This window comes from Capnocytophaga endodontalis, assembly GCF_002209445.1.
Classification (GTDB): Bacteria; Bacteroidota; Bacteroidia; order Flavobacteriales; family Flavobacteriaceae; genus Capnocytophaga; species Capnocytophaga periodontitidis.
In genome coordinates, this window is record NZ_CP022022.1 from 401,970 (window position 1) to 417,337 (window position 15,368).

The following is a 15,368-nucleotide window of genomic DNA, read 5'->3' on the forward strand; positions in this document are numbered from 1 at the left end:
ATGAAACACTTTACAGAACGTTACTCCCGCGAACAATTTCAAACTAAAAGTGACATCCTAAGCACTTATCACTCATTAGATAGAAAAATTAATTACTCCCCTTATCTTTTGAGAAGCCTAAATGATTTTCAAAAAGCTTACTTCTTTGCAAAATTTGATAAAAAAGAACTCCCTACAGAACTTTGTGTACGTAGCGCAAAGTTTAACTTCGCTTTACAAGTATGGGAAGTAGCCCAAAAACTCACTCAGCAATGGTACCCTTTCCATCTCAATCATGAATGGGTAAAAACTAAAGACCCTCTAAAAAAATTAGTTTTTACCCACAACAAAAGAGCTGAAGCTGAAAACTATTTTAAAGAAATGCTCATCGCCCTATGCGACAGCCCGCTAATCATATCTTCTGAAAGCATTTATTTCTCCCAAAATAACGAGACCTTACAACTGAACGCTTGTGTAAATGAACCCGAAATCAACAACAACATTATAAATAAAATTGCTGACCAATATCGAAACAACAAAACATCTTACTTCTTCAATCAATATAACTGTAGGTTTTCTTATGATGAGATAAAAGACTTTTTTGTATATTGCGATACCGAACTTTTAACTCTCCTCTACGCCAAAGAAACAACCCCTACCCTCACAAAAGAAGAAAATAAACTCTTTAATGCTGTAGATAATTTTGATTGGAAAAATATTGAAAAAACAGTCTCCGAAGGAACAAACATCAACTGCATCAACCACTTAGGATGTACTCCCTTTACCCAATTATTCGATTCTGCTACTTGCAAAATAGCCGAAAACACACCCAACGCTAATGAAGATCTAATTATACAGCAAACTATCTCTTTAGCCGACAAAATGCTTTCATTAGGTGCTGATATCAACTTCTTTGGTTATGATGGCATCAATGCGCTACAAGTTACCTCATATACTCACAACCCTAAACTGATGAAATATCTACTCAGTAAAGGCGCTAATCCCAATATCAATTATTTCTTAGAAGATGGCAACCTCTCCATTATTTCCTCAGCGTTAGACAATATCCTAAGTGACTATGGCATTGAAATAAACGAAGATGAAAAAACAAATTTAGACGCTTGTAAAAGTTTGCTAATAGACGCAGGAGCTATTCGCGAAAAAAACTAAATTCTAAAATCCAAAAATTTCTTCATTATTCATTGTTAATTATTAATTGTTTTATACCTTTGCACCACAAACAAGTAACAGCTAATAGGTAGCACTTTACCTCTTATCTCTTACCTCTTAACTAATAGAAACTATGCTAAGTATATTTTTAGGGGTCGTAGGACCTTGGCAAATCATCATTATTGTAGCCCTTATATTATTGCTCTTTGGAGGCAAAAAAATCCCTGAACTAATGCGCGGTTTGGGCAGTGGCATCCGCGAGTTCAAAGATGCCGCTAAAGACCCCAACGAAAAGAAACCCGAAAACACTGAGAAATCAGAAATTGAGACGTCAAAATAATTTCATATAACTCAAATTCAATAGGTATCTCAGTAATTTTTACTTAAAAAATCGCAAGAAATGAAAAATAGTAGTATCTCCCTATGTTACAAAATAGGGTATTACATCAGTCTTTTTGGAGTGGCAACTATTCTACTTTGGATAGGCGCATTCAAGTTTACACATGCCGAGGCAGAGGGAATTAAATCCTTGGTAGAACAAAGTTTCCTGCTATCATGGCTTTATAAAATTCTAAGTTTGCAAGGAGTTTCCAATCTCATCGGCGTAATAGAGATAGCTATAGCAGTAGCACTGATAATAGGGATATTCTCTCCGATAGTGCGTAAATTAGCCTTTGTAGGTTGTACAATTACTTTTCTTATTACTTTGAGTTTTCTTTTTACTTCTGCTAAAACCTTTTACTATATAGAAGGAGTTCCCGTTACTGATTTCTTTATTTTAAAAGATATTCCTATGTTAGGCTTTGGAATGATAAGTATGAACAAGCCTAAGTAGCTTCTTTAAAATGGAAAGAAGGATATTGCTGTGGCAAATATAGTCATAAAAAATATCAAGTCAGAAAAGATTTTTATGGATTTGATACAGAAAGTCCTACTGCAGGAACACTATTTTATGCAAAAAGTCCGCAAAGCTATGAAATCCAGTGAATTGCACAAATTGAATGATAGCGTTTAGGTTGATGAATTTACCATAGACCGATATTTAGCGGAATACAGTTTTAGAATTAATTGCTCACAAAATAAAGTTTACAATTTAACACTATGATTTTAACAACAACCCCCACTATCGAAGGACAACCTATCAAACAGTATTTAGGTATCGTTACCAGTGAAACTATCATCGGAGCAAATGCTATTAAAGATTTTATGGCTGGACTTACCGACTTCTTCGGCGGACGCTCCTCTACCTACGAAAAAGTCCTTATCGAAGCTAAAGATTCAGCCCTTGCTGAACTCCAACAACGCGCTGCCCAAAAAGGCGCTAATGCGATCGTTGGCATCGACCTCGATTATGAAACCGTAGGCGCTAACGGCGGTATGCTAATGGTTACTGTTAGCGGTACAGCTGTAGTTATCTAATTAGCAAATTCACCAATGAGTAGCAACACTCTCTAACACCTAAAACCTAACCCCTGAAACCTATTTCCGACAAATTAGAAAATTGGTATGCCACCGCCCAGCGCGAATTGCCTTGGCGTGGCACTACCGACCCCTATAAGGTGTGGCTCTCCGAAATTATCCTCCAGCAAACACGTGTGGTACAAGGGCTGCCCTACTATCAGCGCTTTATTAGCAACTACCCCACCATCACCGATTTGGCAAAAGCCCCCGAAGAAGAAGTCCTCAAATTATGGCAGGGCTTAGGCTACTACTCCCGCGCCAAAAATCTGCACCACACCGCCCAATATATCGCTATCGAACTGGGCGGTATCTTCCCCAAAACCTATAAAGAACTCGTAAAGCTCAAAGGCATAGGCGACTATACAGCCAGTGCCATCGCCTCTTTTTGCTATAACGAACCCTGCCCCGTAGTCGATGGCAATGTATACCGCGTACTCTCACGTGTGTTTGGCATCGCAACCCCTATCAACAGCACTCAAGGAGCAAAAGAGTTTAAAGCCTTGGCACACGAGTGTTTAGACAAAGCCAATGCGGGTGTTTACAACCAAGCAATAATGGAGTTTGGCGCACTGCAATGCACTCCCCAGAGTCCCGATTGCGCTAATTGCGTATTGCGCGACCATTGTTGGGCATTCCACCATAACAAGGTAAACGAATTACCCGTAAAACTCAAGAAAATCACTATCAAAAAACGCTATTTCAACTACCTCGTATGGTTAAACCCCTACGGACAAACCCTCTTGCAAAAGCGTGAAGGCAAAGATATATGGCACGGACTCTATGAGTTCCCGTTACTCGAAACACACACACCAGCCACTGCCGACACCATAGCTGCCGCTCACCCCACAGCTACCGTGAGTTTATACAACGAAACACCTGTAATCCACAAACTCACACACCAGCATATCTACACTTCTTTTTGGATTATCACCACCCCCGAACCCCTTGACAACAGCATACCCATCACCGATATACACCGCTACCCCGTATCGGCACTCACCGCAAATTTCATCACCAAGTTTTGGAAGTAGAAAAAATAGAAATTATTTTATACCTTTGTAGGCTGAATAAAGTCCTATTTTTTTATTTGATGGTCATTTGATAGAAATGTAAAAATATTAAAACTTATACTCTATGAAATTAACACTCTTACTCGTTATTGCTTGTATTGCCAATACCTTTGCCCAACTCTCACCACAAGCCTTAGACTCCTTACAGCAAGTGAAGTACATCAAAGCAAAGTATGTATTGCTCGCCAATCAAAACATCTCTTCAGCTCCAAGCAGACTCTATACGTTAAAAGGTGAGAAATATTATGGCGAATATGTAACCAAATACAACCACCGAGGCAGCGCTCTGGAGTTTTACAGCGGAGGTTCAGAAGGTTATATATCTCACAAACGCTATAATACCTATGGCAAAGACCTGCCTTTTGAAGCCGATATGTACGAATTCTATATCAAAATAGACAAAAAGCACGGCACTATCATCGACAATGGGGAAACACATCGCAATTTCCACTTCATCAAAGGCGAAAAGAAAATAAAAGTCCCCACCAACTCCCAAGGTCGCTTTATCATTTATGAGTATTTATGATAATCAATCACTTTTAGAGTATGTTGTGTAGGAAAGCCAGCGATAGCTGGGTATGTGCTGCAAACGCCCCCTAAAAAACAAGCCTATTTATTCGAAATCTATTTTCGTTTAACTATAAATCAAGAAGTATAACTCTAAAAACCTTATAAAGATGATAAATCTTCTAATTAAATTTGTTTTTTATTTCTTTATGATGTCTGCTTTTTTTAAGAGCATTTATCCTATCAAATTTGATAAGGAATTAAACAAAGGAGTAAAAATCGAAAATATAGATACTATTTTTGCTCCTAAGGATATTTTTAAATATAATTGCAACTATGATGTAAAGCAATATGAAAAGCGTTATAATTATCATATTTCTAAATTTTACATTATAGGAGATGAGAATGTATTGTCTAACAATGATAGTTTAGCCACATTAACCCCTTTTTATATTGAAGGTTTGGGAGATTGTTACCCTGAGAAAATCCACAAAAAATTACTTATTATACAGCGTAAGAACATAAAAAACCAAAATAAAACAAAAATCTACAATGATGTCTTATATCCTGATATACATCAAGAAATATCTAAATATAAAGAGGGATTTGTAATAGAAGTTTATATGTCTGGCGTTAGTGGTTTTCGGTCGGATACTTATGTAAATTCTCAATATTGTATAGACAGCATTCATATTGAATCGTGGGGAAATCATCAATATGAAAAGACTTATAAATACAAGAATTTTTCATTGGATAATTTTACCTATCATCACATTGATAATCTACGCAAAAAAAACGACAAAATGGATAATATAAGGCGTAAAAAAGAAGGACTTCCTATATTATAGAATTGGTTATACTAAATCCACATCGCCACACCCCCGATAATCAATCACCTTTACAGTGCGTGGTGTACAGGCGTTTTGCAAACGCCCCTTAAAAACAAGCCTATTTTCGTTTAACTATAAATCTATGAAAAAGATTTTTTATATATTAGTAAGTATTGCTTTTATAGTTTTGGCTATTATTTTTATAAGCAAAAAGAATTCAATAAAATTAGATAACAATACCTACAAGAACCTTATTCTTGCAACTAAAAAAGTTAAATCAAACGATAAATACGATACGATTATAACTCCAAAAGATTATGATTGTAAGGAAGATTTTCACAGATATTCTAATTACCAAAAAAGATTTAATCTTTATATCTCTACTTTTTATGAAATTGATGAAGCTATAAAAACCCCCAATAATGATAGCATTGCTATATTGAGACCTTATTATTCTACACTTGGAGCAACAAATTGCCTTCCTAACAGAGAGTATGAATGGTTACTTTTGGCGAAAAAAGGCAATGATGAAGCTAAGTATAAAATCTATAAACAAGTTTTATATTCTGTTGGTTATCATAGTGTTCATTCATTATCAACTTATGAAAATGGATTTATAATAAATGTAGATATGTCTGGCAATAATTATTTTGGTTCAAAAATCTATGTAAATTCTCAATATTGTATAGACAGTATTCATATAGAATCGTGGGGACATCATCAATATGAAAAGACTTATAAATACAAGAATTTTTCATTGGATAATTTTACCTATCATCACATTGATAATCTACGCGAAAAAAACGACAAAATGGACAATAAAAAACGCAAAAAAGAAGGACTTCCTCCTATATTATAGTAAATCAATCTCTTTTAAAGTGCGTGGTGTACGGGCGTTTTGCAAACGCCCCCGTTAAACCCTAATATACAAAGTGATATGCAAAATATTTTTTTGTTTTTTCATTAGGTTCTTTACTGCTTTTTATTATCTTTGCACTCAAAACAAAAATACTTTATTAGATATGAAAAATAACCTGTTTTTAACTATTTCCCTGCTCATAGCATTCTCTTGCTGTGCACAAAATAGTATTAGAAGAGTGGATGATAATTATTATTTTATAGAAATTCCTTCTGAGAATGGTAATTTTGACTGTAGAGAAGATAGTACAAAATTGTGTAATAGGTATTATGTGCTTGAAGAAACTTTCTTTAAAGATAAAATAAAACTTTTTATGGCAGAAGATAATGACTATTTCAATGAGAAATCTTCTCCCTTTGCTCTCCTTGATGCAAATCTTAAAGAAGAGCTTTTAAAGTTAGGTAAAAAGAGAGCAAAAATTCAGTTTAACGACCAATTTGTTATTTTAGATACTACACACATAGAGACTATTCAAAAATGTGTTCCTATGCAAATTAAGTATCAAAAACGTAAGGACAAAACGCTTGTAAAAATAGCATTTACAAATGTTTCTCATTCAACTTTTGGAAATTATGAGTATTATATCTATCTTGAATATAAGAATAATAAACTATCTCTTTCAAAGATAGAGGAAATACCTTTTTCTGAATTGAAATTACATAAGTTTTAACAAGAATATGAGAACAATCACAACATTAGTATTCGTTTTTATCAGTACGTTTTCTTTGTTTTCACAAACATCAATAGAAAAACGCATTGATTATTGTAGAATTATAGGAAAGCAAGATAGCGTAGTGTATTATGTTTCCTATATGAAAATGGGGAAAGATAGCATCAATGTATTTATAAAGAGCGATAATGTATTAGAACAGTTCTTAGGAAGACCAAGTACTGACAAAGAACTCAAACAGTTCAGAAAGGATTTCTTAAAATTGGAAAAACAAAATCCTATTATAGAAATTAATAGACAACAAATTCCTTTAAATGTAAAATTATTAGAATCTATAAGAACTTGTACCCCAACCTTTATTCTTTATAAGAAGAAAGGAGATAAAATTTTTGTAAGAATCCAATTAGAAAATTTTTCTTATGCAACTGCAGGTGAATATGATTATTTTATTAGTTTAGAATTTAAGGATAATAAGTGTATTTCCTCAAAGATAGAAGAAGTGCCTTGGTCAAACTTAAATAAATATAAAAAAGGTGAAAAACAGCAATGAAAAATATAATCATAACCCTATTAGTTTTATTTTCATCATTAACTTCTTGTAAGGAGAAAGAAAAAGAAAATATAAATAAAAAATATCATTGGGTCGCTTATGTAAAACCTGTATCAGGATATCCTATAAGAGTTTATCGTGGAGTAGTATATGGAAAAGATGGAGCTAGTAGGTTCGGAAATGGACAATCTAATCTATTTGAAGATGATGAACCTTTCCCTCATTTTTCTATAGGAGCAGGTACATCAGGTGTTTTTGGCTCCTCAGAGGAGGAGGAAGCTAAAGGGGTTCCTACTCACTTAGATGTTTCTTGGCTTTCGTATGTAGAAAAATGTCAATATCTCTTAGAAAATCAGCCTTTAGACAGCGTTAAGATAGCAGAACTTTTAAAAGATAAGGTGTATACTCTTTCTCTTAATGAGAATGATACTGCTCCAAAAATAGAAGAGTATAATATATCTGTAGGTTTAGCCCCTGGGGGAGTGGTTTTTGTTTGGTTACACAACTATGGTAGGGTTGTAGAAGTAGGGCGTTACCAAGCAAAAAAGACAAAAGATATTGATTTTGTAACTAAAGAAGAAGCAAGTCAATATTATAAAAGAACAGGAAATGTTGTTTTGGATGAGCATACTATAGAAAATAGAGATTATGCTATAAAATTAGGACTCCCAAAAGAAAAAATACGAATGCAGTATCAACAGTGTGGGACACCTGTTACTGAACCTCTTGTTATAGATGATGTTTTTAAGATTCCTTATGGATTATGGGATACCTTTAGAAAACGTTATCCTTGGAAGATGACACTTATTACCAAAGACAGAACAAAATTCATTCACTCTTATTATTACCAAGGTCTTAATCGTGAAATAGAAGAATTATTTGGCGAAAGAATATGGGGTGAAAATCAAATAGAAAAATATAGTATCCCTGAAAAATTTCGATACACAACCATTGCTCAAAGGTCAGTACCCTTTGTTGTATATATTAAGTTTTATGATGAAAAAGGCATTATTTATAAAGCTTCTATCAAGTTCAATGTAAAAGAAGCAATGGATGTTTTTGAGAAAGCATTTAAGGGGCAAGAAGATAAGGCAGGAGAACTTATTATAGAAGTCAATGAAACAAAGACAGATATCAATGTTCGTTTAAAAGTGGGAAAAAGAGAAGTAGAGATTTGCAATGGTAGTTTTTCTATATCTGAAGATGATGAATGGTAATTATAAAAAATAATTTTCAAGATATTCCGGCTGGTTATGATTTGATTAAAAAATATATTTCAGATGAAACATCTCATATCTTTATTATGTTTGCTAACAATAGCTTGTAATCATCACAAAAATCTTGTTGATACAGAAAATTTTGTAGTAGATTATGATCGTGATTCTATTTTCTATCTCTTAGATGTAAAAGAAGATGATCACAATAGTAAAGAGAGGCTACTTGTAACACGCCAAATTATGGCAGGTGATTCTATTTTTGGATATAATGGATTACAACAAAATAGGGATAGAGCGTGGGATTTCTACTATGCAAATGGAGAGGAAAGTAGGTTTCGCCCGCGTTATCTTTATACTATTTTTATCGAAGAAGACAATGTTTATAAAGAAATTGTACAAATAGGCTATGTTGAATTAGAATATACAATAATCCTCAGACAAGGATATGTTTATGACCGTTTTAACAATAGACCTGAGGATTGTTGTAGTCAAGGACAATATTTGCGAATAATGAGAATGAATGAAAATGATATGAATAGCAAGAGTATAAATGTTTGTTATAATAACGGAAGATGGAATGTTTTTTCAGAAGAAGAGATAAAAGTAGATTATTTCAATGAAAAACAAGATAGGAAAGTTCAATACTATATAGATTCCACTTGTGCTGGAGCTGAAGAAATCAATAATGTTTATGATTTATCTGATGGATTCTAAAAACCTGAAAAAAGTTTTAGAATAAAACTGTTTGAATATGAATAACTATAAACACAATTGTTCAGATGAAACATCTCATATCTTTATTATGCTTGCTAACAATAGCTTGTAATGACAGAAAAACTACAAATACTATCGTTTTTGATGATGAAGACAAAAAACTAACTAAAGATACAACTTACATCAGTGAAGTTTTATCGTGGCGTTCAGAATATGACAATAAATCAACTGGAAGACCTACTTGCGAAGAGGATTTAGTAAAACTAACAGTGAATGACAACTACCCTCATTATTATTTAGAGTACAAAAAACAACGCTATCCCTTATATAGTTATGCTGAAATATTAAGTGTACCTATAGTATTTTGGTATGATTTATTTGAAAATAGAGGCAAAAGTTGTTCTTTTGTGTTTTTTAATGGCAGCAATATAGCAGAAGGGCGATATAGTTATACCATTTTTGATATAGCTTCTAATGATTCTTTAACAGTTTCTGGGTTTTACAGAATCAATGAACGAGTGCCTGCAAATAGTAAGCAAACAAACAACGACACTCTTGCTATAATGGAATATGCAAAAATATCGTATAAAGCAACTGATTTTCTTTCCTCTTCTGATAAATTTCCCGACACAAAGGCAATTCACTATTTTTTAAGAAATGATAAATGGACGAGCCAACCAAAAAACAAAGAAGAATATCTGATAATGAAACATTATGAATTTGTAAAGGAATAATTTTTCTATCATTGTAATTGAATGTTTTCAACTTCTCAGTCTCAAGTCTCATCTTATAAATAACATCTACTCTCCACAACAAAACACCAACTTACAACCATATTTGCACCCCATTCCGTGTCAAAATCCGTGTAATTCGTGCAATCAGCTTTATTTGACTAATAAATATTTAACCATACATTTCTCACATCAAACTCACCTTAATTAAGTTTGAGAGTGATGCCTAAGATGAACTACAATTAGGATTTCAATAGTAGGTTATTTCTCTTTTTACAGCAGCCATTGCCTTGCCGTTCACCACAAAGCGCTTTTCCGTCCAATTGCCTTTTGCATCCCATTGATATTCATAGCTACAACGCGTAGGGGCTCCTCCATCAATAACCGTTACTTGTTCTGTTGGGAAACCCATTTTATCAGTATAAGCAAAAGTTCCCTCTAATTTATAAATTGTACTACCGTTTTGGGTTACTTCAGTAAGTTCCTTTACAATTTGGTTCTGAGCATTATAAGTAAGGAACGTGTTAATCACCACACTCCCGTTCATTCGTTCTTTGATGTTGGCAGTTATTTTGCCAGCAGCGTTGTACTCAAAACGCTCTTTTTGGATAATATCCTTCTCATTAGGAAAATAATCAGTGATTTCTATAGGGCGTTTACGCTTGTCGAACACATATTTGGTAGGATAAACCGTATGCATTTCGGCAACGACAAATCGTTTGGCTATTGCCTCAGTTTTTTCTTTGTTGTACACCAGTGTACGTACCTCATTAGCAAGCAGATTGTTTTTGTTAGTAATCTTCACTTCAGTTAAAAAACCCTTCTTATCAAACGAAAACACCTGTGTACCATCTTCTTGACCATCATCTTTATATAAAGTTCTACTAACAACTTTTCCTTGCTCGTCAAAATACACTTTTTGGTGTTTGTACAAATCGTTGTTTTGGTCTAATGTAATTTCAGGGTTTAAGGACTCAATTGTAGTATAGAGCATTTTCACTTTGCCCTTGAGCTGAAAAGGCACTTCTTTCGTAAACGACTGAGCCGAAAGCGCCCAGCAACAACACAAATGTAAAAAGAGAAGAATTATTTTCATTTTATGAGGTATTATCAAGCGACAAAGATATTGAAAAATTCACAAATTAGCAAATCAATAAAAAATAAATTTCATCTCCAAATTTTGGTAAGTAGAAAAAAAGTTGTACTTTTGAAAAATATTTTGATTATCAACTCTATATTTATATATTTTATCAATGAACGGAACTTTAAATAAAGTTATTCTCATAGGTCGTATGGGAGATGTTGTAAAACTTACGTATTTCAGCGAAGGCAACTGCATCGGTCAGTTCCCCTTAGCCACTGATGATGAGTATACTAACCGCGCTACTAACGAGCGTATGAGCAGTACCGAATGGCATACCATCATCGTGCGCAACAAGCTCGCTGAACTCGTAGAAAAATACACTCACAAAGGCGATCTTATCTATGTGGAAGGGCGCATCAAAACGCGCAAATGGCAAACGGAAGACGGCGTAATGCGCTATATGACTGAAATCCACGCTACCGATGTAACTTTCCTACCAAACCCCAAACGCGACGGGCAACCTAAACCCGCCCCAAAAACGGCTGAACCTAAGGCGTATGAACCGCCCGTAAGTACCCAGCCGCCTTTCTAAATGTGTAACGAAATAATAATATTTTGGAAACAGAACCTTTGTCGGTACTCCCTTTGATGTCCTTTTTAGACATCAATTGGGGGCTCATTATTCAATTTGTTGTATATATAGTATTATTGCTGTGCTCGGCTCTCATCTCAGGAGCCGAAGTAGCCCTCTTTTCGCTCACCCCTGCCGAGATAAATACCCTCCGCGACGAAAAAACCGCTACCAGCAATATCATCGTCAAGCTCGTTGATAACCCCAAAAAACTATTGGCAACGGTGCTTATTGCTAATAACTTGGCAAACATCTCCATCGTACTCCTCTTCGTCGATTTAGGTAACTTCCTCTTTGGCGGCATCACCACCCCTTGGGTGCGTGTCGTGCTTGATGTGGGGGTAGTTACTTTTGTACTCTTGCTCTGCGGCGAAATCCTGCCTAAAATCTATGCCAATCGCAACAACATACAGTTTGCACAGCGCGTCGCCTACTTCATCTATACGCTCGACACTTTCTTTACGCCCATCAGCGCACCGATGAAAGCCTTTACGGTATGGATTCAGAAGAGTTTAGGCAAACAGAAAAGCAATATTTCAATAGGACAACTCTCACAAGCCTTAGAACTTGCCTCGGAAGAAGATACCACCAATGAAGAAAAGAAAATATTGGAGAGCATCGTATCGTTTGGCAATACCGAAACGCGCGAAGTAATGGTGCCCCGCGTAGATATCTTTGCCCTCAGCGAAGATCTCTCTTATCAGGAGTTGCTCAACGAAATTGTAGTCATAGGCTATTCGCGAATCCCCGTATATCGCGAGAATTTAGACAATATCACAGGGGTGATTTACATAAAAGACCTCTTACCTCACTTAGATAAAACCGACTTCGACTGGAATAGTGTAAAACGCAATGCCTTTTTCGTTCCCGAAAACAAAAAACTTGACGATTTGCTCAGCGAGTTCCAAGAGAAGAAAATACACCTCGCCGTAGTGGTAGATGAGTATGGCGGCACTTGTGGAGTGATTACCTTAGAGGATATTATCGAAGAGATTGTAGGCAGTATCAACGATGAGTTTGACGACGATGATATCACCTACTTCAAAGTAGATGATAACACCTTTATTTTTGAAGGAAAAACAGTGTTAAAGGATTTCTACCGCATCCTCGATTTCAACGATGAAGAAGAGGCTCTTTTTGACGAAAAACGCGGTGATGCCGAAACTCTTGCCGGCTTCCTTTTAGAGATAGCAGGTAATTTCCCTCAAAAAGGCATTCCCATTCTTTTCAACAACTACAAATTCATTGTAGAAGCCTTTGATAAAAAACGCATCAAGCAAATCAAAATCATCAGAACCCCTAACCCCTAATCCCTATCCCCTAATGCCTAATATTGACTTACCCGAAAAACTCTATTATAGTATCAACGAAGTGGCGCAGGCATTTGGCGTAAATGCCTCGCTGATACGCTTTTGGGAAAAGGAGTTTGAGATTATCAGTCCGCGTAAAACAACCTCAGGCAGTAGGAAATTTTCAGCAGACGACATTCAAAAACTCAAGCTGATTTATCACTTAGTAAAAGAGCGCGGCTTTACCCTTGAAGGAGCGCGCCAACGCCTGAAAGAAGAAAAACAAAAAACACTCGATAATTTCGCCCTTATAGAGAAATTAGAACATATCAAGCAAACACTCATCAATATCAAAGAGAGTTTAGGGGAATGAAACATTATTGATTGAAAAATAATTATTACCTTTGCAAAAAAATAAACATTTATGGATACAATCAGAATAAAGTTCAATAATGAGACAGACTTTTACATTTTTGAGCCATTGTTCAAACAGTTCAAAGTAAAGGTTTATAATGACACAAAGGACATTAAAGAAAAAGACGACTCTTTAATGACCAAGAAGGAGTATTTTGAAATGATTGATAGAGCAAGAGCTGGAAAAAAACACGAAATCAGTCGTGAAGAAATGAGAAAGATGCTTTTAGAAGGGTAGAAAATGGAAGAGGAAACTTACAAATTAAAATACTCTGATGAGTATCTAAACCACTTAGAAAAACATCTAAAATCTGGACAGAAGAAACTACTTGTTAAAATAGACAGCTTACTTGATGAATTAGAAGTTCATCCAACGACAGGAACAGGACAAGTTGAACCACTAAAAGGGTATGGTGAACGCAATGTTTATTCTCGTAGAATAGACAAAAAACACCGATTAACTTATGAAGTTTTTGAAGAAGAAAAGTATATTGAAGTTCTAGCTGCATACGGGCATTATGAGTAAACTGTATAGAAGTTTACAAAATTTGTATAGAAAATCAATTTCATTAAGAATGTACCTGCTCTATATGATGAACATTCAAACAGATGTCCAGCAAGTAAAATAGAAACATTAATAACTATTTTTTAAGCCCTTAAGAAACAGAAAACGGAGCCGCAGGATTGCGACTCCGTTTTTTATTTGATGAATTAGATTATTGTTCAAGCTCTTTGATTTCTTTAAATTTATTCTTCCAATTGACTTGTGCTTCATAAGCAGTTTTAGCTCCTTTAGGAACATAAAGAATTGCATTGGCATTAATATTATCAAAAGTATTAGCCTTTATATTAGGTGGTGTAATAGATTTTACAGTTACTTTTACAAGTTTATCACACCCCATAAAAGATGAACGTCCAATAGAAGTGACAGTAGAAGGAAGTGTAATTTCAGTAAGACCTGAAACTGCAAAAGCATTTGTTCCTATAATTTCAATTTTATTGCCAGAAAAAGTTTTAAGACTTCTTGTATTTTGAAAAGAGCTTACTCCAATTATTTTAATATTATTAAAATCTACAGAAGTGATATCTCCTTCAGCCATAAAAGCACTCGCCTTTATACTTGTTCCTGCATCGGGTATTTTGATAGCTCCTTTAGCAGTAGCTCCTGCTTTGAGGGTTACTACACCGTCATTACTTACTTCAAAAATATCGTCTTTAGCTTTTACGGTTACAGTGATAGCTACTGTTTTGTTTTGGCTGTCTTTAAGAGTGATAGTGGCAGTACCTGCAGCTACTCCTTTGATAATCACATAGTGGTGAGTATCCTTTTTACCTGCTACTTTTTCAGTTTTCTCTTTTACTTCAGCAGTTGCAATATTATCAGCTGAAGAAGTAATGGTATAATTAGGGTTACCAGTGTTGATACGGATTTCTACTGTAGCTTCGGTTTCTACCTCAGCAGCAGTTTTAGCAATGGTAAGCTCGGCAGCGGTAACAGTTACTTTGAAAGAGGTAGTTTGATTGTTAGTATTATCTTTTACCGCTACTTGAGCAGTACCTACATTGAGGGCTTTTATACGTAGGTTTTTACCGTCGGGGTTACCATTTACAATGCGGTCTTCTACAGTGATACTCACACTTCCCGCAGGACTGATTGTGAAAGAAAGATTGATATTGCCATTGTGTTCGGCATTGAAGATTCTGTTCACTTCTTCTTCTCCGTTTACAAGGGTGAGTGTTTGTTTTTCTACCGAAAGTCTTTCGCTAGGGTCAATATTGCTTTCAACAGTTACGGCTATAGCAGCTTTTTGTCCTTTAGCATCGGATACTGTGAGAGTGGTTTGTCCTTCGGCTATTGCTGTGATTTTCACGTTGTTTTGCTCAATTGCTGCTGTAGCAATGTTTTTATCGACGCTCTCTACCTTATAACCGCCATTGCCCGCTGTGATGCGCACGATAGCGCTTTCAGTTTGCTTTACGGTTACTGCCGATTTCTCTAAAGTAAGTCGCTGAGGGGCTTGTTCGCCACCGTTGTTGTCATCTTTTTTACAAGCTGTAAAAAGAAGGGCTATCAAGGCAAGCCCTAAGGTTAAAAATCTGAGGTTTTTCATAAAAAATATATATAAAATTAA

20 protein-coding genes are annotated in these 15,368 nt (G+C 35.2%); 18 read left to right on the plus strand and 2 right to left on the minus strand.

Translation table 11 applies throughout. The features are described 5' to 3' along the window. The 13 genes from CBG49_RS01930 (at position 1) to CBG49_RS01990 (ending at position 9,821) form a co-directional block, all read left to right on the plus strand. A complete protein-coding gene (locus CBG49_RS01930) occupies positions 1-1,149 on the plus strand; it encodes an ankyrin repeat domain-containing protein (protein WP_088593148.1) in 1,149 nt (382 codons plus the stop codon). 133 nt (positions 1,150-1,282) lie between these two features. Beyond that, complete coding sequence (locus CBG49_RS01935; protein ID WP_088593149.1) at positions 1,283-1,489, plus strand: Sec-independent protein translocase subunit TatA/TatB; 207 nt, start codon at positions 1,283-1,285, stop codon at positions 1,487-1,489. Positions 1,490-1,549: 60 nt separating this feature from the next. Further along, positions 1,550-1,984: a DUF417 family protein gene (locus CBG49_RS01940; RefSeq protein ID WP_088593150.1), complete on the plus strand. Its 435-nt coding sequence runs from the start codon at positions 1,550-1,552 to the stop codon at positions 1,982-1,984. Between the two features lie 266 nt (positions 1,985-2,250). Continuing rightward, positions 2,251-2,568, plus strand: a complete 318-nt coding sequence (locus CBG49_RS01945) for a heavy metal-binding domain-containing protein (protein ID WP_009414299.1) — start codon at positions 2,251-2,253, stop codon at positions 2,566-2,568. A gap of 107 nt (positions 2,569-2,675) precedes the next feature. After that, positions 2,676-3,641, plus strand: a complete 966-nt coding sequence (mutY, locus tag CBG49_RS01950) for an A/G-specific adenine glycosylase (protein ID WP_236854625.1) — start codon at positions 2,676-2,678, stop codon at positions 3,639-3,641. Between the two features lie 103 nt (positions 3,642-3,744). Continuing rightward, positions 3,745-4,206: a hypothetical protein gene (locus tag CBG49_RS01955; RefSeq protein ID WP_088593152.1), complete on the plus strand. Its 462-nt coding sequence runs from the start codon at positions 3,745-3,747 to the stop codon at positions 4,204-4,206. Positions 4,207-4,357: 151 nt separating this feature from the next. Continuing rightward, entirely contained in the window at positions 4,358-5,035 is a 678-nt protein-coding gene (locus tag CBG49_RS01960; protein WP_157668347.1) for a hypothetical protein, read from the plus strand. Between the two features lie 124 nt (positions 5,036-5,159). Continuing rightward, a complete protein-coding gene (locus tag CBG49_RS01965; protein ID WP_088593154.1) occupies positions 5,160-5,876 on the plus strand; it encodes a hypothetical protein in 717 nt (238 codons plus the stop codon). Positions 5,877-6,039: 163 nt separating this feature from the next. Beyond that, a complete protein-coding gene (locus CBG49_RS01970) occupies positions 6,040-6,606 on the plus strand; it encodes a hypothetical protein (RefSeq protein ID WP_088593155.1) in 567 nt (188 codons plus the stop codon). Between the two features lie 7 nt (positions 6,607-6,613). After that, positions 6,614-7,156 carry a hypothetical protein gene (locus CBG49_RS01975; RefSeq protein WP_088593156.1) on the plus strand — a complete coding sequence of 181 codons (543 nt, stop codon included), beginning with the start codon at positions 6,614-6,616 and terminating at the stop codon, positions 7,154-7,156. After that, positions 7,153-8,373, plus strand: coding sequence for a DUF2931 family protein (locus CBG49_RS01980; RefSeq protein WP_088593157.1), 1,221 nt, complete (start codon positions 7,153-7,155; stop codon positions 8,371-8,373). The genes CBG49_RS01975 and CBG49_RS01980 overlap by 4 nt, the downstream gene beginning before the upstream one ends. 63 nt (positions 8,374-8,436) lie before the next feature. Beyond that, positions 8,437-9,087 (plus strand): hypothetical protein, encoded by a 651-nt coding sequence (locus CBG49_RS01985; protein WP_157668349.1) that lies wholly within the window; start codon positions 8,437-8,439, stop codon positions 9,085-9,087. Between the two features lie 65 nt (positions 9,088-9,152). Continuing rightward, complete coding sequence (locus CBG49_RS01990; protein WP_088593159.1) at positions 9,153-9,821, plus strand: hypothetical protein; 669 nt, start codon at positions 9,153-9,155, stop codon at positions 9,819-9,821. A 247-nt stretch (positions 9,822-10,068) separates the two neighbouring features. On the opposite strand, the gene CBG49_RS01995 is transcribed toward CBG49_RS01990, so the two are convergent. Then, complete coding sequence (locus CBG49_RS01995) at positions 10,069-10,914, minus strand: hypothetical protein (protein WP_088593160.1); 846 nt, start codon at positions 10,912-10,914, stop codon at positions 10,069-10,071. Positions 10,915-11,071: 157 nt separating this feature from the next. Here CBG49_RS01995 and CBG49_RS02000 point away from each other — a divergent pair, with 157 nt between their 5' ends. Genes CBG49_RS02000 through CBG49_RS02020 form a run of 5 tightly spaced genes read left to right on the plus strand, consistent with a single transcriptional unit; the run spans position 11,072 to position 13,762 of the window. After that, entirely contained in the window at positions 11,072-11,494 is a 423-nt protein-coding gene (locus CBG49_RS02000) for a single-stranded DNA-binding protein (protein ID WP_009414311.1), read from the plus strand. Between the two features lie 56 nt (positions 11,495-11,550). Then, the gene (gene gldE / locus CBG49_RS02005) at positions 11,551-12,843 is read left to right on the plus strand and encodes a gliding motility-associated protein GldE (protein WP_088593161.1); all 1,293 of its coding nucleotides are present in this window, start codon (positions 11,551-11,553) and stop codon (positions 12,841-12,843) included. Between the two features lie 13 nt (positions 12,844-12,856). Continuing rightward, positions 12,857-13,195: a MerR family transcriptional regulator gene (locus tag CBG49_RS02010; RefSeq protein ID WP_009414313.1), complete on the plus strand. Its 339-nt coding sequence runs from the start codon at positions 12,857-12,859 to the stop codon at positions 13,193-13,195. Between the two features lie 51 nt (positions 13,196-13,246). Further along, positions 13,247-13,474: a hypothetical protein gene (locus tag CBG49_RS02015; RefSeq protein WP_009414314.1), complete on the plus strand. Its 228-nt coding sequence runs from the start codon at positions 13,247-13,249 to the stop codon at positions 13,472-13,474. 3 nt (positions 13,475-13,477) lie between these two features. Then, positions 13,478-13,762 carry a Txe/YoeB family addiction module toxin gene (locus CBG49_RS02020; protein ID WP_009414315.1) on the plus strand — a complete coding sequence of 95 codons (285 nt, stop codon included), beginning with the start codon at positions 13,478-13,480 and terminating at the stop codon, positions 13,760-13,762. 190 nt (positions 13,763-13,952) lie between these two features. Here CBG49_RS02020 and CBG49_RS02025 read toward each other — a convergent pair whose 3' ends face one another. Next, the gene (locus CBG49_RS02025) at positions 13,953-15,347 is read right to left on the minus strand and encodes a leucine-rich repeat domain-containing protein (RefSeq protein WP_088593162.1); all 1,395 of its coding nucleotides are present in this window, start codon (positions 15,345-15,347) and stop codon (positions 13,953-13,955) included. Between the last annotated feature and the right edge of the window lie 21 nt (positions 15,348-15,368).

What these genes read in the sequence shown, in the direction of transcription:
- CBG49_RS01930 (WP_088593148.1), top strand. Translation starts at nt 1, where the DNA reads ATGAAACACTTTACAGAACGTTACTCCCGCGAACAATTTCAAACTAAA.
- CBG49_RS01935 (WP_088593149.1), top strand. Translation starts at nt 1,283, where the DNA reads ATGCTAAGTATATTTTTAGGGGTCGTAGGACCTTGGCAAATCATCATT.
- CBG49_RS01940 (WP_088593150.1), top strand. Translation starts at nt 1,550, where the DNA reads ATGAAAAATAGTAGTATCTCCCTATGTTACAAAATAGGGTATTACATC.
- CBG49_RS01945 (WP_009414299.1), top strand. Translation starts at nt 2,251, where the DNA reads ATGATTTTAACAACAACCCCCACTATCGAAGGACAACCTATCAAACAG.
- CBG49_RS01955 (WP_088593152.1), top strand. Translation starts at nt 3,745, where the DNA reads ATGAAATTAACACTCTTACTCGTTATTGCTTGTATTGCCAATACCTTT.
- CBG49_RS01960 (WP_157668347.1), top strand. Translation starts at nt 4,358, where the DNA reads ATGATAAATCTTCTAATTAAATTTGTTTTTTATTTCTTTATGATGTCT.
- CBG49_RS01965 (WP_088593154.1), top strand. Translation starts at nt 5,160, where the DNA reads ATGAAAAAGATTTTTTATATATTAGTAAGTATTGCTTTTATAGTTTTG.
- CBG49_RS01970 (WP_088593155.1), top strand. Translation starts at nt 6,040, where the DNA reads ATGAAAAATAACCTGTTTTTAACTATTTCCCTGCTCATAGCATTCTCT.
- CBG49_RS01975 (WP_088593156.1), top strand. Translation starts at nt 6,614, where the DNA reads ATGAGAACAATCACAACATTAGTATTCGTTTTTATCAGTACGTTTTCT.
- CBG49_RS01980 (WP_088593157.1), top strand. Translation starts at nt 7,153, where the DNA reads ATGAAAAATATAATCATAACCCTATTAGTTTTATTTTCATCATTAACT.
- CBG49_RS01985 (WP_157668349.1), top strand. Translation starts at nt 8,437, where the DNA reads ATGAAACATCTCATATCTTTATTATGTTTGCTAACAATAGCTTGTAAT.
- CBG49_RS01990 (WP_088593159.1), top strand. Translation starts at nt 9,153, where the DNA reads ATGAAACATCTCATATCTTTATTATGCTTGCTAACAATAGCTTGTAAT.
- CBG49_RS01995 (WP_088593160.1), bottom strand. Translation starts at nt 10,914, where the DNA reads ATGAAAATAATTCTTCTCTTTTTACATTTGTGTTGTTGCTGGGCGCTT.
- CBG49_RS02000 (WP_009414311.1), top strand. Translation starts at nt 11,072, where the DNA reads ATGAACGGAACTTTAAATAAAGTTATTCTCATAGGTCGTATGGGAGAT.
- gldE (WP_088593161.1), top strand. Translation starts at nt 11,551, where the DNA reads ATGTCCTTTTTAGACATCAATTGGGGGCTCATTATTCAATTTGTTGTA.
- CBG49_RS02010 (WP_009414313.1), top strand. Translation starts at nt 12,857, where the DNA reads ATGCCTAATATTGACTTACCCGAAAAACTCTATTATAGTATCAACGAA.
- CBG49_RS02015 (WP_009414314.1), top strand. Translation starts at nt 13,247, where the DNA reads ATGGATACAATCAGAATAAAGTTCAATAATGAGACAGACTTTTACATT.
- CBG49_RS02020 (WP_009414315.1), top strand. Translation starts at nt 13,478, where the DNA reads ATGGAAGAGGAAACTTACAAATTAAAATACTCTGATGAGTATCTAAAC.
- CBG49_RS02025 (WP_088593162.1), bottom strand. Translation starts at nt 15,347, where the DNA reads ATGAAAAACCTCAGATTTTTAACCTTAGGGCTTGCCTTGATAGCCCTT.